The following is a 15,475-nucleotide window of genomic DNA, read 5'->3' on the forward strand; positions in this document are numbered from 1 at the left end:
TACGTCACCGATCTCTGGGAGGATCCAAATGAAGAAACTCGTACTTGGTTTGGCTGCGACAGTTGCGCTCGCCCTCACCGGCAGCGCACAGGCACAGTCGAAATATCCGGAGAAGCCGATCACCATGATCGTGCCCTTCGCTGCCGGCGGCCCAACCGACATCATCGCCCGCATCGTCGGCGAGAACATGTCGAAGACGCTCGGCCAGCAGGTCGTGATCGAGAACGTGGCGGGCGCCGGCGGTACGACCGGCATCACCCGCGCGCTGACCGCGACGCCCGACGGCTACACCATTGCGATGGGCCATCTCGGCACCTTCTCGGCTGCGCCGGCGACCTATCCCGGCCTGAAATACGACCCGATCAACGGCATGCAGCCGATCGGCCTGGCCGGCGGCACACCGATCCTGATCGTCGCCCGCAAGAATTTCGAGCCGAAGGACCTGAAAGAGTTCGTCGCCTATGTGAAGACGAACACCGACAAGGTGAACGAGGCCCATGCCGGCGTCGGATCGGTCTCATGGACGACCTGCACCTTGCTGAAGGGGCAGCTTGGCGTGCCGAAGCTGAACGCCGTCGCCTATCGCGGCACCGGCCCCGCCCTCAACGATCTCGTCTCCGGCCAGATCGACTTCATGTGCGACCAGATCGTCAGCGTCGCCGAGCAGGTCAAGGCCGATACGATCAAGGCCTATGCGATCGCCTCGACCGAGCGCTCGCCCGCCCTGCCGAACGTGCCGACCACCAAGGAAGCCGGGCTGCCCGAGTATCAGATCGAGGCCTGGAACGGTATCGCTGCCCCGAAGGGCACGCCGAAGGAGGTCGTCGATCGCCTCGTTGATGCCCTCGACAAGGCCCTGAAGGACGAAGGCGTCAAGAAGCGCCTGCTCGATCTCGGCACCGTGATGCCGAGCGCCGAGGAGCGTACTCCCGCCGGCTTCGGCGCCTTGATCAAACGCGACGCCGACAAGCTCAGCCCGACGCTGGCGGCGGCGCCGAAGTAAGCGTCCTCCAAATCAGCTTCCATTACGGCGGGCCCAGCGGCCCGCCGTTTTCTTTTGGCCCCGAACCGGTAGCATCGCGGCATGATCGAAAATATCACCCTCGCCATCGAGCCTCTTACCGCCGAGAGTTTCGCGCCCTATGGCCGGCTGCTTGCGCCCGAAGGGCCCCGCGATGCCGGGCGCGAGGGTTATGACATCTGGATCAAGCCGTTCGGCGCCGAGAGCCGGGCCCGGCTCCAGATCGTGCGCTATCACGCCCGCCCCTTCGTCGTGCAAGTCATGGAACGGCATCTTCATGTCACTGAAACGCGGATGCCGCTGGAAGGACCATCCGCCGTCCTCGTGGTCGCGCCGCGCGACGCAGATTTCCCGACGGGCGCCAACCTGCGTGCCTTCCGCCTCGCGGGAACCGGCATCCTGCTGCATCGCGGCACCTGGCATTCGATCGACGCCTACCCCGAGTCAGGCGCGCATGCCGATTTCCTTTTCCTCTCGGAGGAAGCGACTGTAAGCGAGCTCTTCGACACCCCGGACAGCCCTCCTCGAAGGACCGAAGTCGTCGACCTCGGCAAGCGGGACATTCACGTCGTGATCGACGTTAGTCGTTGATATCGCGAACTGATCGCCAGTTCTTTCGCGATCAGTCACATCTCGTTACCTCGAAAGTCCGGAACCTAATCTGCAATACATCGTTCTCCTCCCAGTTTCCCGAGTTCGAAGGAGGATGAAGATGATCAAGAAGCTCCTTATTGCCGCTGCCATCGCTGCGGCTCCTGCCGTGGCCCTTGCCCAGACGGATACAGCGCCGAAAGGGGGCGCGGTCGGTGGTGCAACCAGTGGGGCGGTGAGCGGCGCCGTTGGTGGTGCGGTCGTCGGCGGCCCGGTCGGCGCTGTTGTCGGCGGCGTCGGCGGCGCAGTGGTCGGTGCGATCATCGGCGACGCAACGACACCGCGCTTCCGCCAATATGTCGTCGAGCAGCAGGTCCCGTCCTACACCTATGCCGAACCGGTTGTCGTCGGCACCGTGCTGCCGGAGCAGGGCGTGGTCTATCGCCAGGTGCCGACAGAGTACGGCGCTCCGAACTATCGCTATACGGTCGTCAACAACCGCGCCGTGCTGGTCGAGCCGCAAACGCGCCGCATCGTTCAGGTGATCGAATAATCGCCAAGATATGGCAGATCTGAAACGATCCGAAGGGCTGCCTCGAATCGAGACCCGGCCGCTCTTCAGATCGGGCCCGCTCCAGCAATGGGGCGGGCCTCAATCCGTGCGTCAGCGCGTGCCGAACATGCGATCGCCAGCATCGCCAAGGCCCGGCACGATATAGCCGTGCTCGTTCAGACGCTCGTCGATCGCTGCCGTCCAGATGCGCACATCCGGGTGCGCACCACGCAGGCGTGCAACCCCTTCCGGCGATGCCAGCAGGCAAACGAAGCGAAGGTCCTTGGCACCGCGCTCCTTCAGCCGATCCATCGCCGCCACGGCCGAGTTCGCCGTGGCCAGCATCGGGTCCATGACCACGATCATGCGGTCGGCAATGTCGGACGGGGCCTTGAAATAATACTCGACCGCCTGAAGCGTATCGGGATCGCGATAGAGCCCGATATGAGCGACGCGGGCCGCGGGGACGAGTTCCAGCATGCCATCGAGGAAGCCGACGCCGGCGCGCAGAATGGGCGCGAAGACCAGCTTCTTGCCGGCGATGATCGGCTGCATGCTCTTGGTCAGCGGCGTCTCGATTTCAATCAGTTCGGTCGGCAGGTCGCGCGTGACCTCGTAGCAGAGCAGCATGCCGATCTCGTTCAGGAGCTGCCGGAAGCTCTTGGTCGAGCGATCCTTCTCCCGCATCAGCGTCAGCTTGTGCTGGACCAGCGGATGGTCGACCACGGTGACGCCGTCGGAATGCATGGTCATACGCTCTACCCCTCATCGTTCTCATGAGCCCTCGCCCCAGGCGAAGGCTGCTGCTCACGGCAGCACGGTCTCAGAATACCGTGCCATCGCTGACGATGGTCAAGGGCGGCCCGCCATCCCCGCGTTTTTCTCGCGCAATGCGCCGTCCGGCTGCCCAGGTCCCGCCTTCGAGGACCTTGGCCAGGGGCAATTCGTCCCGCGAGCGATCAAGCCGCACCCGAATGAGCGCCCCCAACTCATCGAGCAGGGCCACCGTGAGTGCCCGCCATTCGACCACGAGTGGCGACGCGACCTCGTGACTGCGCGCCGCATCATCCGCATTCTTCAGCGTGATCACCCCCAGATCGAAGAACAGCCCGCCATTGCGATACTCGGGCAGGCCGGTGAGATCATCGATATCGACGACGGTGATACCGGCCCATTGCAGCGGTTCGATCAGCGAATAAGAGAGCCATTGCGAGAGCTTGTGGAACGGGACAAGCCCGGCCGTGGAGGCGTCCGGGGCGATCAGCGGATGACGCCAGGTATCCCCCAGGGCAATCCCTGCGATCGTCAGTCGGGACGGCCAGATGCCGCCAAAAGTGCCGAGAACCTCGGCCAGGATGTGGGCGGCACGAATCGAGCCGCCCGACGCCGTCTCGATGAAGCGATCGAAGAGGTCGCCCGGCCGTGTCAGGCCCTGTCGTTCAAGTTCCTCGCCGAGGCGGTTCAGCAGTGCGGCCCGTCCCTCGAGCGCAAGCAGGGGATTGGCCGGGCCGGCCTGGAAACCGGCGGCCAGCGCCTCGGTATCGAGCCGCTTCAGCGCCTCGGCATCGGCCCGCAACGGGTCCGCCGCGTCGCTCGAGAACACCCCCGCAGCGAACATGTCGAGCGAGGCGAGCGCCAGGCCTTCCGATCGGCCGATCGGCTTGCCCGTTACCCTGTCGTGATAACTCCAGGCAGGCCCCGCACCGGCATCGAGCAGAACGCTGACGACGGCGAGATCGTAGGCCGCGCGGCCGCGCGCTCCGGCATCCGCGAAATGCGCCCCGCGCTCAAGCATGCTCCAGCGATCCATGCCGCCGACCACGAAATGGCGCCAGCGCGCGTGAAAGGGGATGTCCAGCGTCGGATAATTCGCCCGGATCGTGTCGAGGACATAGTCCGCGCAGGCCGCCAGCCGCTCGGGATGCACGGAGAAATGCAGCAGGCGGCCCTCACGGCCCAGCTGGAGCATTTCCTGGGCCCGCTCACGTATTGCGACGGGCTTCAGGAGCCGGCGGACGGCCTCGGGGTCACGGTCGGGCATGGGTGGCTGGTGCTCTCAGAACTTGTCGAGGTCGCGACCGACTGTCGCCTTCAACGCGTTGTCTCCCGGCGTGCCCTCCGGCGAATAGTAGCCGGCCGCCTTCTTGGCCTCGATCTCGACCGAGGCATCGGGCGGGATCAGCTCCGGGGGAATGGCAACACGCTCGCCGATCTCGATACCCGACTGCACCATGGCGTCGTATTTCATGTTCGACATCGACATCAACCGGTCGATGCGGGTGACACCCAGCCAATGCAACACATCCGGCATCAATTGCTGGAAGCGGGCATCCTGCACGCCGGCGACGCATTCGGTGCGCTCGAAATAGGTCGCAGCGGAATCGCCCCCCTCCTGGCGCTTGCGGGCATTGTAGACGAGGAACTTGGTGACCTCGCCGAGCGCCCTGCCCTCCTTGCGGTTGTAGACGATGAGGCCGACGCCGCCGCTCTGCGCTTCCTTCACAGCCTCCTCGATGCCATGCACGAGATAGGGGCGGCAGGTACAGATATCCGAGCCGAAGACATCCGAGCCGTTGCATTCGTCATGGACGCGGCAGGCAACCCTGCGCTTCGGATCGGTGATCGCTGCGAGATCGCCAATGACATAGCAGGTGATCGAGCCGATCGGCGGCAGGAAGACGTGCAGATCCGGCCGGGTGACGAGTTCGGGATACATGCCTCCGGTCTGCTCGAACAGCGTGCGGCGCAATTCCTGCTCCGACGTACCGAAGCGCTCGGCAATGCCCGGCAGGTGCCAGACCGGGTCGATCGCGATCTTGGTGACGCTGATATCGCCGGACTTGTGCAGGATACCCTCATCGGCGGCGAGCCTGTGGCCAGCCATCGCCGCGAGTATCTCCGGGAGGTTGAGCCGGGCCTTGGTGATGGCGATGGTCGGCCGGATATCGACGCCCTCGGCAATCAGCCGCCCGAAATCCTGCGCGACGCGATGGCCGTAAGGGTCCAGCGAGACGATCTTGCCGGGCTCAGCCCATTGCGGTTGCGGCAGGACGTCGGTGGTCGGCTGCGTGTTCGTCAGGTCCGGCCGCTGCGACGGGTTCATGGCGCGCGCCGAGATCGCAAGCGCGCGATAGACCGAGTAGGAGCCGCCATGGGCGCCGATGACGTTGCGGTCGGCCGGGTTTGTCGTCGAGGCAATGACGGGGCCGCGCTCGGCGGCGGTTTCCGCCCCCCAGCGGATCGGGAAGCGCGTCGCCGCACTGCCAGGCTCGGGATGCGACGTCAGGCGGATATGGGTGTTGCGGTTTTGCGAAGTCATCGCGACGCTCTCGAATCGGAAAAGGGCCCATGACGGAGTCGTCCGGGCCCTTTTGACCGATGGGAGAGTGGATCAGCGCTCAGCGCACGTCAATCGATCCGCACTGGCGCTCAGAAGACCGCGAGATAGCGCAGCAGCGAGATGATGCCGATGATGATGACGATGATCTGGACGATGTTCTTGATCTGGGCATCGAGCGGCAGCATGCGCACGAGATAGAGCACCAGACCGATCACCAGAATCGTGATCAGAAGCGAAATCAGAATTCCCATACCCATAGCCCACATCCTTTATCGCGGCCGCTTGCCGGCCCCCCGGAGTCCGTGCGCGAGGTGTTCGCGGCACGGTTTCTCTGCAGGACAGAACGTCGCAGGGTGGGAATTGGTTCCGTTTCAGGGGCCTAACGCCGGTTTCTCCTGAGCTTTCACCGCCATTTCCGGCATGGTCGGGCTCGGCCGGGCCGTCCATGCCGCGGGGCGCAGATGCTCGCCACGAGGGCGAGCCATCAGGGCGCGGGCTAGCCTGCGATCCGCGAGAAATCCGCGACGGCGCGCGTTGCCTCGCGCAGCTGGTTGAGCAGCTTGAGACGGTTGGCGCGCAGGGCCGGGTCAGGGTCGTTGACCGTGACCTTGTCGAAGAAGGCATCGACCGCGGGCCTGAGTTCCGCGAGCGCGGCCATCGCACCCTCGAAATCCTCCTTGGCGACAGCGGCCTCGGCCTTCGGTGTCGCCTGGGCCAGCGCAACGGCAAGCCCCTTCTCCTCGATCAGGCCGGCATCGGCGATGAGCTGGAGATCGGCGGCCGCCGCAAAGGCGCCCTCGCCGTCCTTCTTCTCCTCGGCCTTGAGGATATTGGCTGCACGACGATAGCCACTGAGCAGGTTCACGCCGTCTTCGGTGTCGAGGAAGCGGCTGAGCGCATCGACCCGGCGGGTGATCAGCAGGAGGTCGTCGTTGTTCGATGCCCCTTCGCCGAGCACGGCATCGACCAGATCATGCCGTGCTCCGGCGTCGCGGAGCACGACCTTCAGGCGGTCGTGGAAGAACGAGACGAGGTCTGGATCCCGGGCGACACCGGCGAGCGAGAGCCTTACCCCGTTCTCGACAACCAGCCTGATCACACCCAACGCCGCACGACGCAGCGCATAAGGATCCTTGCTCCCGGTCGGCTTCTCGTCGATGGCCCAGAATCCGACCAGCGTATCGAGCTTGTCGGCCAGCGCGACGGCAACGGAGACCGGGTCCGTCGGCACGCGATCGGAGGGGCCGAGTGGCTTGTAGTGCTCCTCGATCGCCGCAGCGACAGAAGGGTTCTCGCCCTGCAGCTCGGCATATTTCCGGCCCATCAGCCCCTGCAATTCCGGGAACTCGCCGACCATCTCGGTCGGCAGATCGGCCTTGGCGAGTTTCGCCGCGCGTTCGGCGAGGTCGGGATCGGCACCGACGATCGGCGCAAGCTCGCGAGCCAGCGCCGCGATGCGCTGCACGCGCGCGCCCTGCGTCCCAATCTTGGCGTGGAAGACGACGCCGAGCTTGTCGAGCTTGGCCATGCGCTGGTCGAGCGGCTTGGCGAGGTCGAGGCCCAGGGTCCCGGCGCTGTCCCTGAACGTATCGAGATCGGGCAAGGAGCCCTTGTCCGTCGCGAAGAAATAGGCCGCATCCGAGAGGCGCGCCCGCACGACGCGGCCATTGCCGGCGATGATTGCGCTGCCGCCATCGCTGGCATTCAGGTTCGAGACCAGGATGAACTTGTTGGCAAGCGCCCCCGTCGCCGGGTCGCGCAGCACGAAGCATTTCTGGTTGGCGCGGATCGTGGCTCGGATCGCCTCGCCCGGGATCTCCAGGAAGCGCTCCTCGAACGCCCCCATCAGCACGACCGGCCATTCGACGAGGCCGGCGACCTCCTCGAGCAGGCCTTCGTCCTCGACAAGGTCCAGCCCTTGCGCGAAGGCGAGGTTGCGGGCGTCGGTGAGGATGATTTCCTTGCGCCGGTCGGCATCGAGCACGACCTTGGCCTTCTCGAGATGCGCGACATAATCGTCGAAACGCCTGACCGTGATGGCTTGGGGCGCATGGAAGCGGTGACCATAGGTCGTATTGCCAGACGCGATGCCGTCGACATCGAAGCGGACCACCTCAGGCTCCTCGGTCTCCGGCCCGAAGGTGCAGAGGATCGAGTGGAGCGGGCGCACCCAGCGCAGGCTGGCGCCGGCGGCGGAGGCTTTGCCCCAGCGCATCGATTTCGGCCACGGAAAACTGCGAATCACCTGCGGCACGATCTCGGCGATGGCCGCAACCGTCTCCTGCCCCGGCTTCTCGATGATGGCGATGTAGGAATCGCCCTTCTTGGGGTCACTGACGACAGTCGCCTGGTCGAGCGAGACAAGCCCTGCCGCCTTCAGGAAGCCTTGGACAGCAGCCTCGGGTGCCCCGACGCGCGGGCCCTTGCGTTCCTCGCGGATATCGCGGCCGCGCACCGGCAATTCAGCGATGTGGAGGGCGAGGCGTCGCGGCGTCGCAAAGGCCTGGGCGCCCTCATAAACGAGGCCGCGTTCGACCAGCGCATCGGTGACGAGCTTCTTGAGGTCTTCCGCCGCCTTGCGCTGCATGCGGGCGGGGATCTCTTCAGAGAAGAGTTCGAGCAGGAGATCGGGCATCAGTTCGCTCCCCCGCCGGCGGTCTTGAGCCAGGCCGCACCGCAGGCCTTGGACAATTCACGCACGCGCAGGATGTAGCTCTGGCGCTCGGTGACCGAGATCACGCCGCGCGCATCGAGCAGGTTGAACATGTGGCTGGCCTTGATGCACTGGTCATAGGCCGGCAGCGCCAGCGAGTGGCGTGGATCATTAGCGCCCTCCCCGGCTTCGCCCGCCGCAAGCAGCGCCCTGCACTCGGCCTCGGCGTCGTTGAAGTGGCGGAACAGCATCGCCGTGTCGGCGTGCTCGAAATTATAGCGCGAGAATTCCTGCTCGGCCTGGAGGAAGACATCGCCGTAGCTGACGCGATCCTCGCCCTCGAGCCCGTTGAAGTTCAGATCCATGATGCGGTCGACGCCCTGCAGATAGCAGGCGAGGCGTTCGAGCCCATAGGTCAGCTCTCCGGCGACAGGCGCGCATTCGACGCCGGCGACTTGCTGGAAATAGGTGAACTGGCTCACCTCCATGCCGTCGCACCAGCACTCCCAGCCGAGCCCCCAGGCGCCCAGCGTCGGGCTCTCCCAATCGTCCTCGACGAAGCGGATATCGTGGAGCGCCATGTCGACGCCGATGGCCTGGAGCGAGTCGAGATAGAGCTGCTGCAGGTCCGGCGGCGATGGCTTCAGGATGACCTGGAATTGGTAATAATGCTGCAGGCGGTTGGGGTTCTCGCCATAGCGGCCGTCCTTCGGCCGACGCGAAGGCTGGACATAGGCAGCCTTCCAGGGCTTGGGACCGAGCGCGCGCAGCGTCGTCGCCGGGTGGAAGGTACCGGCGCCGACTTCCATGTCGTAGGGCTGCAGGACGACGCAACCGCGCTCCGCCCAGAAGCGCTGCAAGGTCAGCAGCAGGCCCTGGAACGAGCGGGTCGGGTTCATCGGATCGGAGACGGGAGCACCGGCCAAGAGCTTGAGCCTTCCAGACAATCTAAGAATAGCGGCGTGCTTAGGGGTAGCCACGGCGCGCGGTCAAGCATTCCGCGCATGACCATGGAACCGACGCGGACAGCATTCGTTCATGATCGGCGGGATAATCTCCGCAGCAACCGTACAGTCCGCGGCGTTCGGGGCGAGCGCTTGAGACGGGCCGGCGGCGCCAGCCAGCAGGAGTAGCTTAATGCTGTCATCACGTTTCATTGCCGCTCTCTTCGGAGCGCTCACCCTCATGTTCGCGGCCTTCACCGTCGCCCCCGCAACGGCCGCACCGGTCAGCACCGGCACGATGCAGACGACGCAGGCTCCGACTGATCTGGTCCAGCAGGCGCAGTACTATGGCCCGCGTCCCTATTATGGTCCGCGCCGCCCCTATTACGGTCGCCCGGTCTATCGTCCGCGCTGCTTCTACAGCAATCGCCGCGTCTGGAACGGCTATCGCTGGGTGGTGCGTTCGGTGCGTGTCTGCCGCTAATCGCGGCGTGAATTGTGGCTGCCATGTGGCGGCCCGATGAAGGGTAGCTGAACGGCGCGGTGTCGCGCCGTTCAGTTTTTGCGCATTAGCATCTTCCGCGAATTGGTGTTCGACCGCGCGGCAAGGGCCGCGGGCACCAGGCAGGGGAGAGAATCCACGCCATGCTTCGCAAAGCTTTTCTCGGTGTCGCGGCCGTCGTCAGCCTCAGCAGCGGCGTCATCGCCAGCGCCCCGGCTTCGGCCCAGGTCGTTACCCTCGGCCTGAGCGCAGCCGCGCAGGCGGATCATGGCTATCAGCAGATCCAGTATGGCTACGGCCCGGGCTGGGGTCCGCCGCGCCCCTATTACGGCCGGCCCTATTATGGCGGTCCGCAGCCTTATTATGGCGATGGCCCTCCGTATTACCGCCCGCGCTGCTTCTTCCGCCCGTTCCGCTATTGGGATGGCTGGCGCTGGGTCGTGCAGCAGCAGCGGATCTGCCGCTGATCTCTCCTTCTGTGTTCGCATCGGCTTTCCCGAAAACCGCAATCCACTTTTCGGGCCGATGCTCTAACTTTTTTGTGGTCGCATCGGCTTTCCCGAAAACCGCAATCCACTTTTCGGGCCGATGCTTTAGCGGAGCAGTGCCCGGCCACGGTGAACCGCTTCGCTGAGTTCGGTGAAGCGGCCATCAGGCCCGTTCAAGACAAAGGCCGGCAGCAGCACTGCCGGCTTTCTGCTGTTCAACGTCGCCGTGACGATGATGCGAATCGCCGGCCGATCGGCCGAAGCATGCACGGGGCGGATGGCAATGCCACCGAAGCCGGTTTCAAACCCGTGCAGAATAGCTCCCAGCGCCTCGGCCCGATGAATGATCGCGACGCGCCCACGCGGCTTGAGCAGCCGGCGCGCTGCCTTCAACCAGGCGTCGAACGGCTGATCGGCGACATGCGCCGTTCGCCGGTTGCTCACTGGCGAGGGCTTCACCGTGTCGTCTGCAAAGAAAGGCGGGTTCATCGCGACGCAGGTGAAACCCGCTGGCACAAGGCCGGCCTCGCCAGCCCCGCCCACATCGGCCGCAACGAGCCTGACCCGATCGCCGAAGCCGTTCAGGACGATGTTCTGCTCGGCCAGCGCCGCAAGGCCGCGATGCCGCTCGATCAGTGTGACCGTCAGCTCCGGCCGAAGTATCGCCGCGGCCAGACCGACAGTCCCGACGCCAGCGCCAAAATCGGCCAGCGGGCCTGTCTCATCTTCCGACAACGCCGCAGCGAGCAGAATCGCATCGGTGCCGGCACGATGCCCCTTCTTCGGCTGGCGAAGAATCAGGCGGCCATCGAGCAATCGATCCTCGACGATCTCGCCGAGATCCGTCTGCGAATCACTCATCGCGCAGCTCGGCACCGAACCCTGCCTCGATCAAAAGCGCGCGGGCCCTTCGGCGATCCACCTCGCGCACGAGCAGGCGCCTCTGGAAGGCTCCAGTCATGCCTTCGAGCGCGCTCATATGCTGGTCGGCGATCAGACAATCGAGATTGGCGGATGCGAGCAGCGCCTCGATGGCGCCAAGCAGGACAAGGTCATTGGTACGGACAAGTTCGTGCATTGTGTCATGGAGACGAAGGCGGGCTCCGCGCGCAAGCCATTTTCGGCCGTGGACTGACGGGTGCGGCGTCAAAGTGCGATTGCGGGGGCTGGCCACCCATGCAACGGTTGTGGCAATGCAACAAAGCTGAAATCGGCCGGAGTGAGCAGCGTGGGCGTCGTCGTACCCTTCGAGGACAAGGAACAGGGACAGGCCAGCATCGAGGGTCTCGTCGGCCTGACACGCACCGACATGGAGCGTGTCAATGCGATGATCCTGTCGCGTACCGGCTCGGACGTCACCATGATCCCCGAGGTCGCCAACCACCTGATCTCCTCAGGCGGCAAGCGCCTGCGGCCGATGCTGACGCTGGCCACGGCGGCGCTCTGCGGCTATCGCGGCGAGGGTCATGTCAAGCTCGCGGCCAGCGTCGAGTTCATGCACACCGCAACGCTGCTCCATGACGATGTCGTCGACGAGAGCGACATGCGCCGCGGCAAGCTCGCGGCCCGCATGGTCTGGGGCAATGAAGCGAGCGTGCTGGTCGGCGACTTCCTGCTCGGCCAGGCCTTCAAGATGATGGTCGAGGTCGGCTCGCTTCGCGCCCTGGATATTCTCTCCACCGCAGCCGCCGTCATCGCCGAAGGCGAGGTGATGCAGCTCGCCGCGGCCAAGAACACCGCGACGACCGAGGACGAGTATCTCGCCGTCATCCGCGGCAAGACCGCGGAGCTGTTCGCCGCGGCCTGCGAAGTCGGACCGGTGATCGCGGAATCGCCCAAGGCCGATGCTGCCGCCTGCCGCAGCTACGGCCTCAATCTCGGCATCGCCTTCCAGCTCATCGACGACGCGCTCGATTATGGCGGCGTCGCCAACAAGCTCGGCAAGAACACGGGCGACGATTTCCGCGAGGGCAAGATCACCCTGCCGGTCGTGCTCTCCTTCCGGCGCGGCGACGAGACCGAACGAGCCTTCTGGCGTCGCACGCTGCAGGATGGCGAGATCAAGGACGGCGATCTCGAGGAGGCGCAGGCGATCATGCGCCGTCACCGTGCCCTCGACGATACGATCGAGCGGGCCCAGCACTACGCCAAGATGGCGAAGGATGCGCTCGGCCTCTTCCCCTCATCGCCGATGAAGCAGGCACTGAACGAGACGGTCGATTTCTGCGTGGCGCGAGCGCACTGAGCGTGGCGCGGGCGCACTGAGCAGCCCGCGGAGCTCACCTCAGCAGGGTCGGCTTGATCCACCAATCCGGCCGCTCATCCACCAGCAGCTTGGCCGCGGCAGCGCTCCGCCGGCAATCGTCGAACAGGGCAAAGCAGGTCGCGCCCGAGCCTGACATTCTGCCGAGCCGGTAGCCTGGCAGCCGGGACAGCCGCTGCAGGACCTCCGTGATGACCGGCGCGACCTGGGCCGCCGGAGCCTCGAGATCGTTGCCGGTCCGATGCAGCGCGGCAATCAGGTCCGTGGCACCAGCGAAACCCTCTGCCGCACCGATGCCCGATTCCGCCGCGGCCGGGCAAGATTGCCCCGGCACAAGTCCGAGCGTACGAAAAACGTCTGCGGTGCCGACGGCGACATTCGGGTTGACCAGAATGGCGAAGAGCGGCGGCAGGCACAGCGCGGGGCCGAGGCGCTCGCCAATCCCGGCCATGATGCGTGCGCGCGCCTCGAGACAGACCAGGACATCGGCGCCAACCCTGATGGCGGCGCGCTGCAGCTCGGGCGAGGCAGGCGACAGACCGTTCAGCCTCGCCAGCAGGCGCAAGGCTGCTGCCGCATCAGCCGAGCCTCCGCCAATGCCGGAGGCGACCGGCAGACGTTTGACGAGGTGGAAATGACCAGCTCGCAGTCCGGGGAGCTCGTCTGCCAGGGCCTGCGCGGCACGGAGAACCAGATTGCTGTCATCCGCGGAGAGACCGGGGCCTTGCGGACCGCTGATCGTCAGGCCGAGGCCTGCAGCCGGTTCCAGCGCCAGCGAATCACCGACGCTGGCGAAGGCGACGAGGCTCTTCAGCTCGTGATAGCCATCGGCGCGGCGGCCGAGGATTTTCAGATCGAGATTGACCTTGGCGCGAGCGCGGGTCGTCAGCGCCGTAGGCACGCGAGGTCCGTCACCGCATTACAACGCATCGGTCAGCCGCCATCCGCCTTCGGCTCGGCGGCATTGGCCGACGGGGGCTCCTCGAGCCCCTTCTCGATCTTGTGCTTGATCTTGACCAGATCCTCGGGCTCCGGGCTGAGATCGCGGGCGGCGTTCCACTGGAACACCGCCTCCAGCTTGCGGTCGACGCGCCAATAGACATCGCCGAGATGATCGTTGATCACCGGATCGGAGGGCCGCAGCTCCATCGCGCGCTCGAGTTCGCGGGTCGCCTCGGTATAGCGACCGAGCCGGTAGTAAGCCCAGCCGAGCGAATCGGTGATGTAGCCGTCGCGCGGGCGCAGCTCGACGGCCCGGCGCAGCATGCCCAGGGCTTCATCGAGCTTGAGATGCTGATCGACCAAGGAGTAGCCGAGATAGTTGAGCACAAGCGCCCGCTCGCGCCCCAGCGCCTCCGGCATCAGCTCGAGGGCCTTGCGCAGATCCTCCTCGGCCTCCGCCCACCGCTTGATGCGCTCACGGGCAATGCCACGGAAGTAATAGAGGTCCCAGTTCGAGCGGCCCGGCGAAGCGAGCTTAGCGATCGCCTTGTCATAAGTGTCGGCAGCCTCGGCGAAGCGCTTGCGTGAACGGTAGACATTGCCGAGCGCCGAGAGCGCATCGACATCGTCAGGACGCGCTGCGATCAGCGCTTCGAGATGCTTCACCGCCTCGTCCGACTTGCCAAGCGCTTCCAGCGCCAGGCCGGACTGGATCTCGGCATTGGAGGCCAGCGGCGAACTGGACGGCATGCTGTTGTAGACCGTCACCGCATCGTCGAGCTGCTTGGCCCGCTCGAGGATGTCGCCGAGCGTCAGGACAGCCAGATCGTGATTGGGGTCGAGATAGAGGGCAAGCCTGAGATAGAGCAGCGCAGCCGCCTCATCCCCCTGGCGATTGCCGGCACTGGCGAGGCCGTAGAGCACTTCCGCCGCACCCTGCTGCGCCGTGGCGACCGTGCGGGCAAGCGGCTCCTTGGCTGCGACCCGGGTCAATCCGTCACGCACGATGGGGTGATTCGGCAGCAGCCTGTCGAAGGCGCCATAGGTTGCCGCGGCTCCGTCGAAATCGCCGGAGCGGGCCTGGAAGCGAGCCCAGAGGTCGACGAGACGCAGCGTCGTCTTCTCGGCCTCATAGGCCGCCTTGAGCCTGCGCTCGGAATCCGCCTTGCGGCCGGCGATGTCGAGGATCAGGCCGGCATGATAGTCGCGGAAGAGATTATAGGAGGGCTCGCCCTTGAGCCGCTCGAGCGTCTCGATCGCGCGGTTTGTCTGGTTGGAACCGGCGTAGGACCATGCGGACAGCAGGGTCGCCGTGATGTCGGCGGAACGCCCACGCCCGCCGCGCTGCAAGTGATTGCGCGCCGTCTGATACTGCTTCTGCTTGATGGCGCGAATACCGATCGCGAGTTGCGCCAGCCCATTGCTCGGGTCGCGTTGCACCAGCTTCTCGGCAGCGCGGAACGCGTCATCCATGGAGCCATCGGCCAGGAAGGCGACGAAGCCGCGCTCCAGCAGATCGTTGTTCTTCGGATCGCCCTTGATCGCCTCCCGCAGGAAGACCGAGGCCGCGCCAAGGTCTCGGCCGGCACCGGCCACGATCGCGGCCAGATAATTGCCTTCAAGGCTTTCGGCAGGCTCAAGCGGCTCGGTGGTGCGGGTCGGCGCATTGGCTTGTGTGGTGGCCTGCGCAGCGGCCCCGGCATGAAGCGCGACAAACAAGGCCAAGGCCAATGTCGCGCCGGCCCCTCGGCCGTTCATTCGAAACGTCACGACTGCTATTCTCCCTCGGTCCGCTGCCTCGTGTGGCACAGGGGCTGGGTCCATTCAGCGCGACCGTGACCGCTTCGCATAGGCGCGCAAGATGGCCGTTTCCGGGCGCCCCGGCAAGCCGCAAAGCCGGCGGCAGATCGCCTCCGTAGCAAGGATGCAACAGCCACTCCCATCACGTCATGCAGCGCACAAATGCAGGAGCTCCACGCTGCGAATCGGCACGCCGTCACCATTGCTGCTGCATTGATCGGATCTGTGGCGGCGATTCGCGGGGGATCATCCCAGAGAGGCGATCGTTCGCTCAGTCGCCGCCGTCATCGAGCGCGCCTCGCAGGGGCCAAGCGACCATCTCGGCAGGAATGGCCGCCGCCTTGGCAGGGGCGCGGCCTCCTTATCGCACCGGTCGCT

At 65.5% G+C, this 15,475-nt stretch carries 16 protein-coding genes; 6 read left to right on the forward strand and 10 right to left on the reverse strand.

Annotated elements, in window-relative coordinates; all coding sequences use genetic code 11:
• Positions 1-28 precede the first annotated feature (28 nt).
• From AB4099_RS17260 to AB4099_RS17270, 3 genes are all read left to right on the forward strand, one after another.
• Positions 29-1,003 carry a tripartite tricarboxylate transporter substrate-binding protein gene (locus AB4099_RS17260; protein ID WP_441478930.1) on the forward strand — a complete coding sequence of 325 codons (975 nt, stop codon included), beginning with the start codon at positions 29-31 and terminating at the stop codon, positions 1,001-1,003.
• Between the two features lie 81 nt (positions 1,004-1,084).
• Entirely contained in the window at positions 1,085-1,612 is a 528-nt protein-coding gene (locus tag AB4099_RS17265; protein ID WP_441478931.1) for an ureidoglycolate lyase, read from the forward strand.
• 121 nt (positions 1,613-1,733) lie between these two features.
• The gene (locus tag AB4099_RS17270) at positions 1,734-2,165 is read left to right on the forward strand and encodes a DUF1236 domain-containing protein (RefSeq protein ID WP_113518967.1); all 432 of its coding nucleotides are present in this window, start codon (positions 1,734-1,736) and stop codon (positions 2,163-2,165) included.
• Between the two features lie 111 nt (positions 2,166-2,276).
• On the opposite strand, the gene upp is transcribed toward AB4099_RS17270, so the two are convergent.
• The 6 genes from upp to AB4099_RS17300 form a co-directional block, all read right to left on the reverse strand.
• Entirely contained in the window at positions 2,277-2,912 is a 636-nt protein-coding gene (gene upp / locus AB4099_RS17275) for a uracil phosphoribosyltransferase (protein WP_069882151.1), read from the reverse strand.
• 76 nt (positions 2,913-2,988) lie between these two features.
• Positions 2,989-4,206, reverse strand: a complete 1,218-nt coding sequence (locus AB4099_RS17280) for a URC4/urg3 family protein (protein ID WP_441478932.1) — start codon at positions 4,204-4,206, stop codon at positions 2,989-2,991.
• 15 nt (positions 4,207-4,221) lie between these two features.
• The gene (locus AB4099_RS17285; RefSeq protein WP_113518961.1) at positions 4,222-5,484 is read right to left on the reverse strand and encodes a GTP cyclohydrolase II; all 1,263 of its coding nucleotides are present in this window, start codon (positions 5,482-5,484) and stop codon (positions 4,222-4,224) included.
• A 110-nt stretch (positions 5,485-5,594) separates the two neighbouring features.
• A complete protein-coding gene (locus AB4099_RS17290) occupies positions 5,595-5,756 on the reverse strand; it encodes a Thivi_2564 family membrane protein (RefSeq protein WP_441478960.1) in 162 nt (53 codons plus the stop codon).
• Positions 5,757-6,001: 245 nt separating this feature from the next.
• A complete protein-coding gene (gene glyS, locus AB4099_RS17295; RefSeq protein WP_441478933.1) occupies positions 6,002-8,140 on the reverse strand; it encodes a glycine--tRNA ligase subunit beta in 2,139 nt (712 codons plus the stop codon).
• A complete protein-coding gene (locus tag AB4099_RS17300) occupies positions 8,140-9,057 on the reverse strand; it encodes a glycine--tRNA ligase subunit alpha (RefSeq protein ID WP_113518968.1) in 918 nt (305 codons plus the stop codon). Before AB4099_RS17300 ends, glyS begins: the two co-directional genes overlap by 1 nt.
• A 238-nt stretch (positions 9,058-9,295) precedes the next feature.
• Between AB4099_RS17300 and AB4099_RS17305 the strand changes: the two genes are divergently transcribed.
• Entirely contained in the window at positions 9,296-9,586 is a 291-nt protein-coding gene (locus AB4099_RS17305; protein WP_113518963.1) for a hypothetical protein, read from the forward strand.
• A 161-nt stretch (positions 9,587-9,747) separates the two neighbouring features.
• Entirely contained in the window at positions 9,748-10,071 is a 324-nt protein-coding gene (locus AB4099_RS17310) for a hypothetical protein (protein WP_441478934.1), read from the forward strand.
• Between the two features lie 126 nt (positions 10,072-10,197).
• Here the strand turns inward: AB4099_RS17310 and AB4099_RS17315 are convergent, their stop codons facing one another.
• Together AB4099_RS17315 and AB4099_RS17320 are read right to left on the reverse strand one after the other, a co-directional pair.
• The gene (locus AB4099_RS17315) at positions 10,198-10,953 is read right to left on the reverse strand and encodes a tRNA1(Val) (adenine(37)-N6)-methyltransferase (protein ID WP_441478935.1); all 756 of its coding nucleotides are present in this window, start codon (positions 10,951-10,953) and stop codon (positions 10,198-10,200) included.
• The gene (locus AB4099_RS17320) at positions 10,946-11,170 is read right to left on the reverse strand and encodes a putative signal transducing protein (protein WP_069877466.1); all 225 of its coding nucleotides are present in this window, start codon (positions 11,168-11,170) and stop codon (positions 10,946-10,948) included. Before AB4099_RS17320 ends, AB4099_RS17315 begins: the two co-directional genes overlap by 8 nt.
• A gap of 150 nt (positions 11,171-11,320) precedes the next feature.
• Here AB4099_RS17320 and AB4099_RS17325 point away from each other — a divergent pair, with 150 nt between their 5' ends.
• Positions 11,321-12,337, forward strand: a complete 1,017-nt coding sequence (locus AB4099_RS17325) for a polyprenyl synthetase family protein (RefSeq protein ID WP_069877467.1) — start codon at positions 11,321-11,323, stop codon at positions 12,335-12,337.
• Between the two features lie 34 nt (positions 12,338-12,371).
• Here AB4099_RS17325 and AB4099_RS17330 read toward each other — a convergent pair whose 3' ends face one another.
• Both AB4099_RS17330 and AB4099_RS17335 read right to left on the reverse strand, forming a co-directional pair.
• Positions 12,372-13,256, reverse strand: coding sequence for a 4-(cytidine 5'-diphospho)-2-C-methyl-D-erythritol kinase (locus AB4099_RS17330; RefSeq protein ID WP_441478936.1), 885 nt, complete (start codon positions 13,254-13,256; stop codon positions 12,372-12,374).
• A gap of 32 nt (positions 13,257-13,288) precedes the next feature.
• Positions 13,289-15,067: a tetratricopeptide repeat protein gene (locus AB4099_RS17335; RefSeq protein ID WP_441478937.1), complete on the reverse strand. Its 1,779-nt coding sequence runs from the start codon at positions 15,065-15,067 to the stop codon at positions 13,289-13,291.
• Between the last annotated feature and the right edge of the window lie 408 nt (positions 15,068-15,475).

Origin of the sequence: Allobosea sp. 2KB_26 (genome assembly GCF_052115715.1) — a bacterium.
In the GTDB taxonomy this organism is placed as follows: Bacteria; Pseudomonadota; Alphaproteobacteria; order Rhizobiales; family Beijerinckiaceae; genus Allobosea.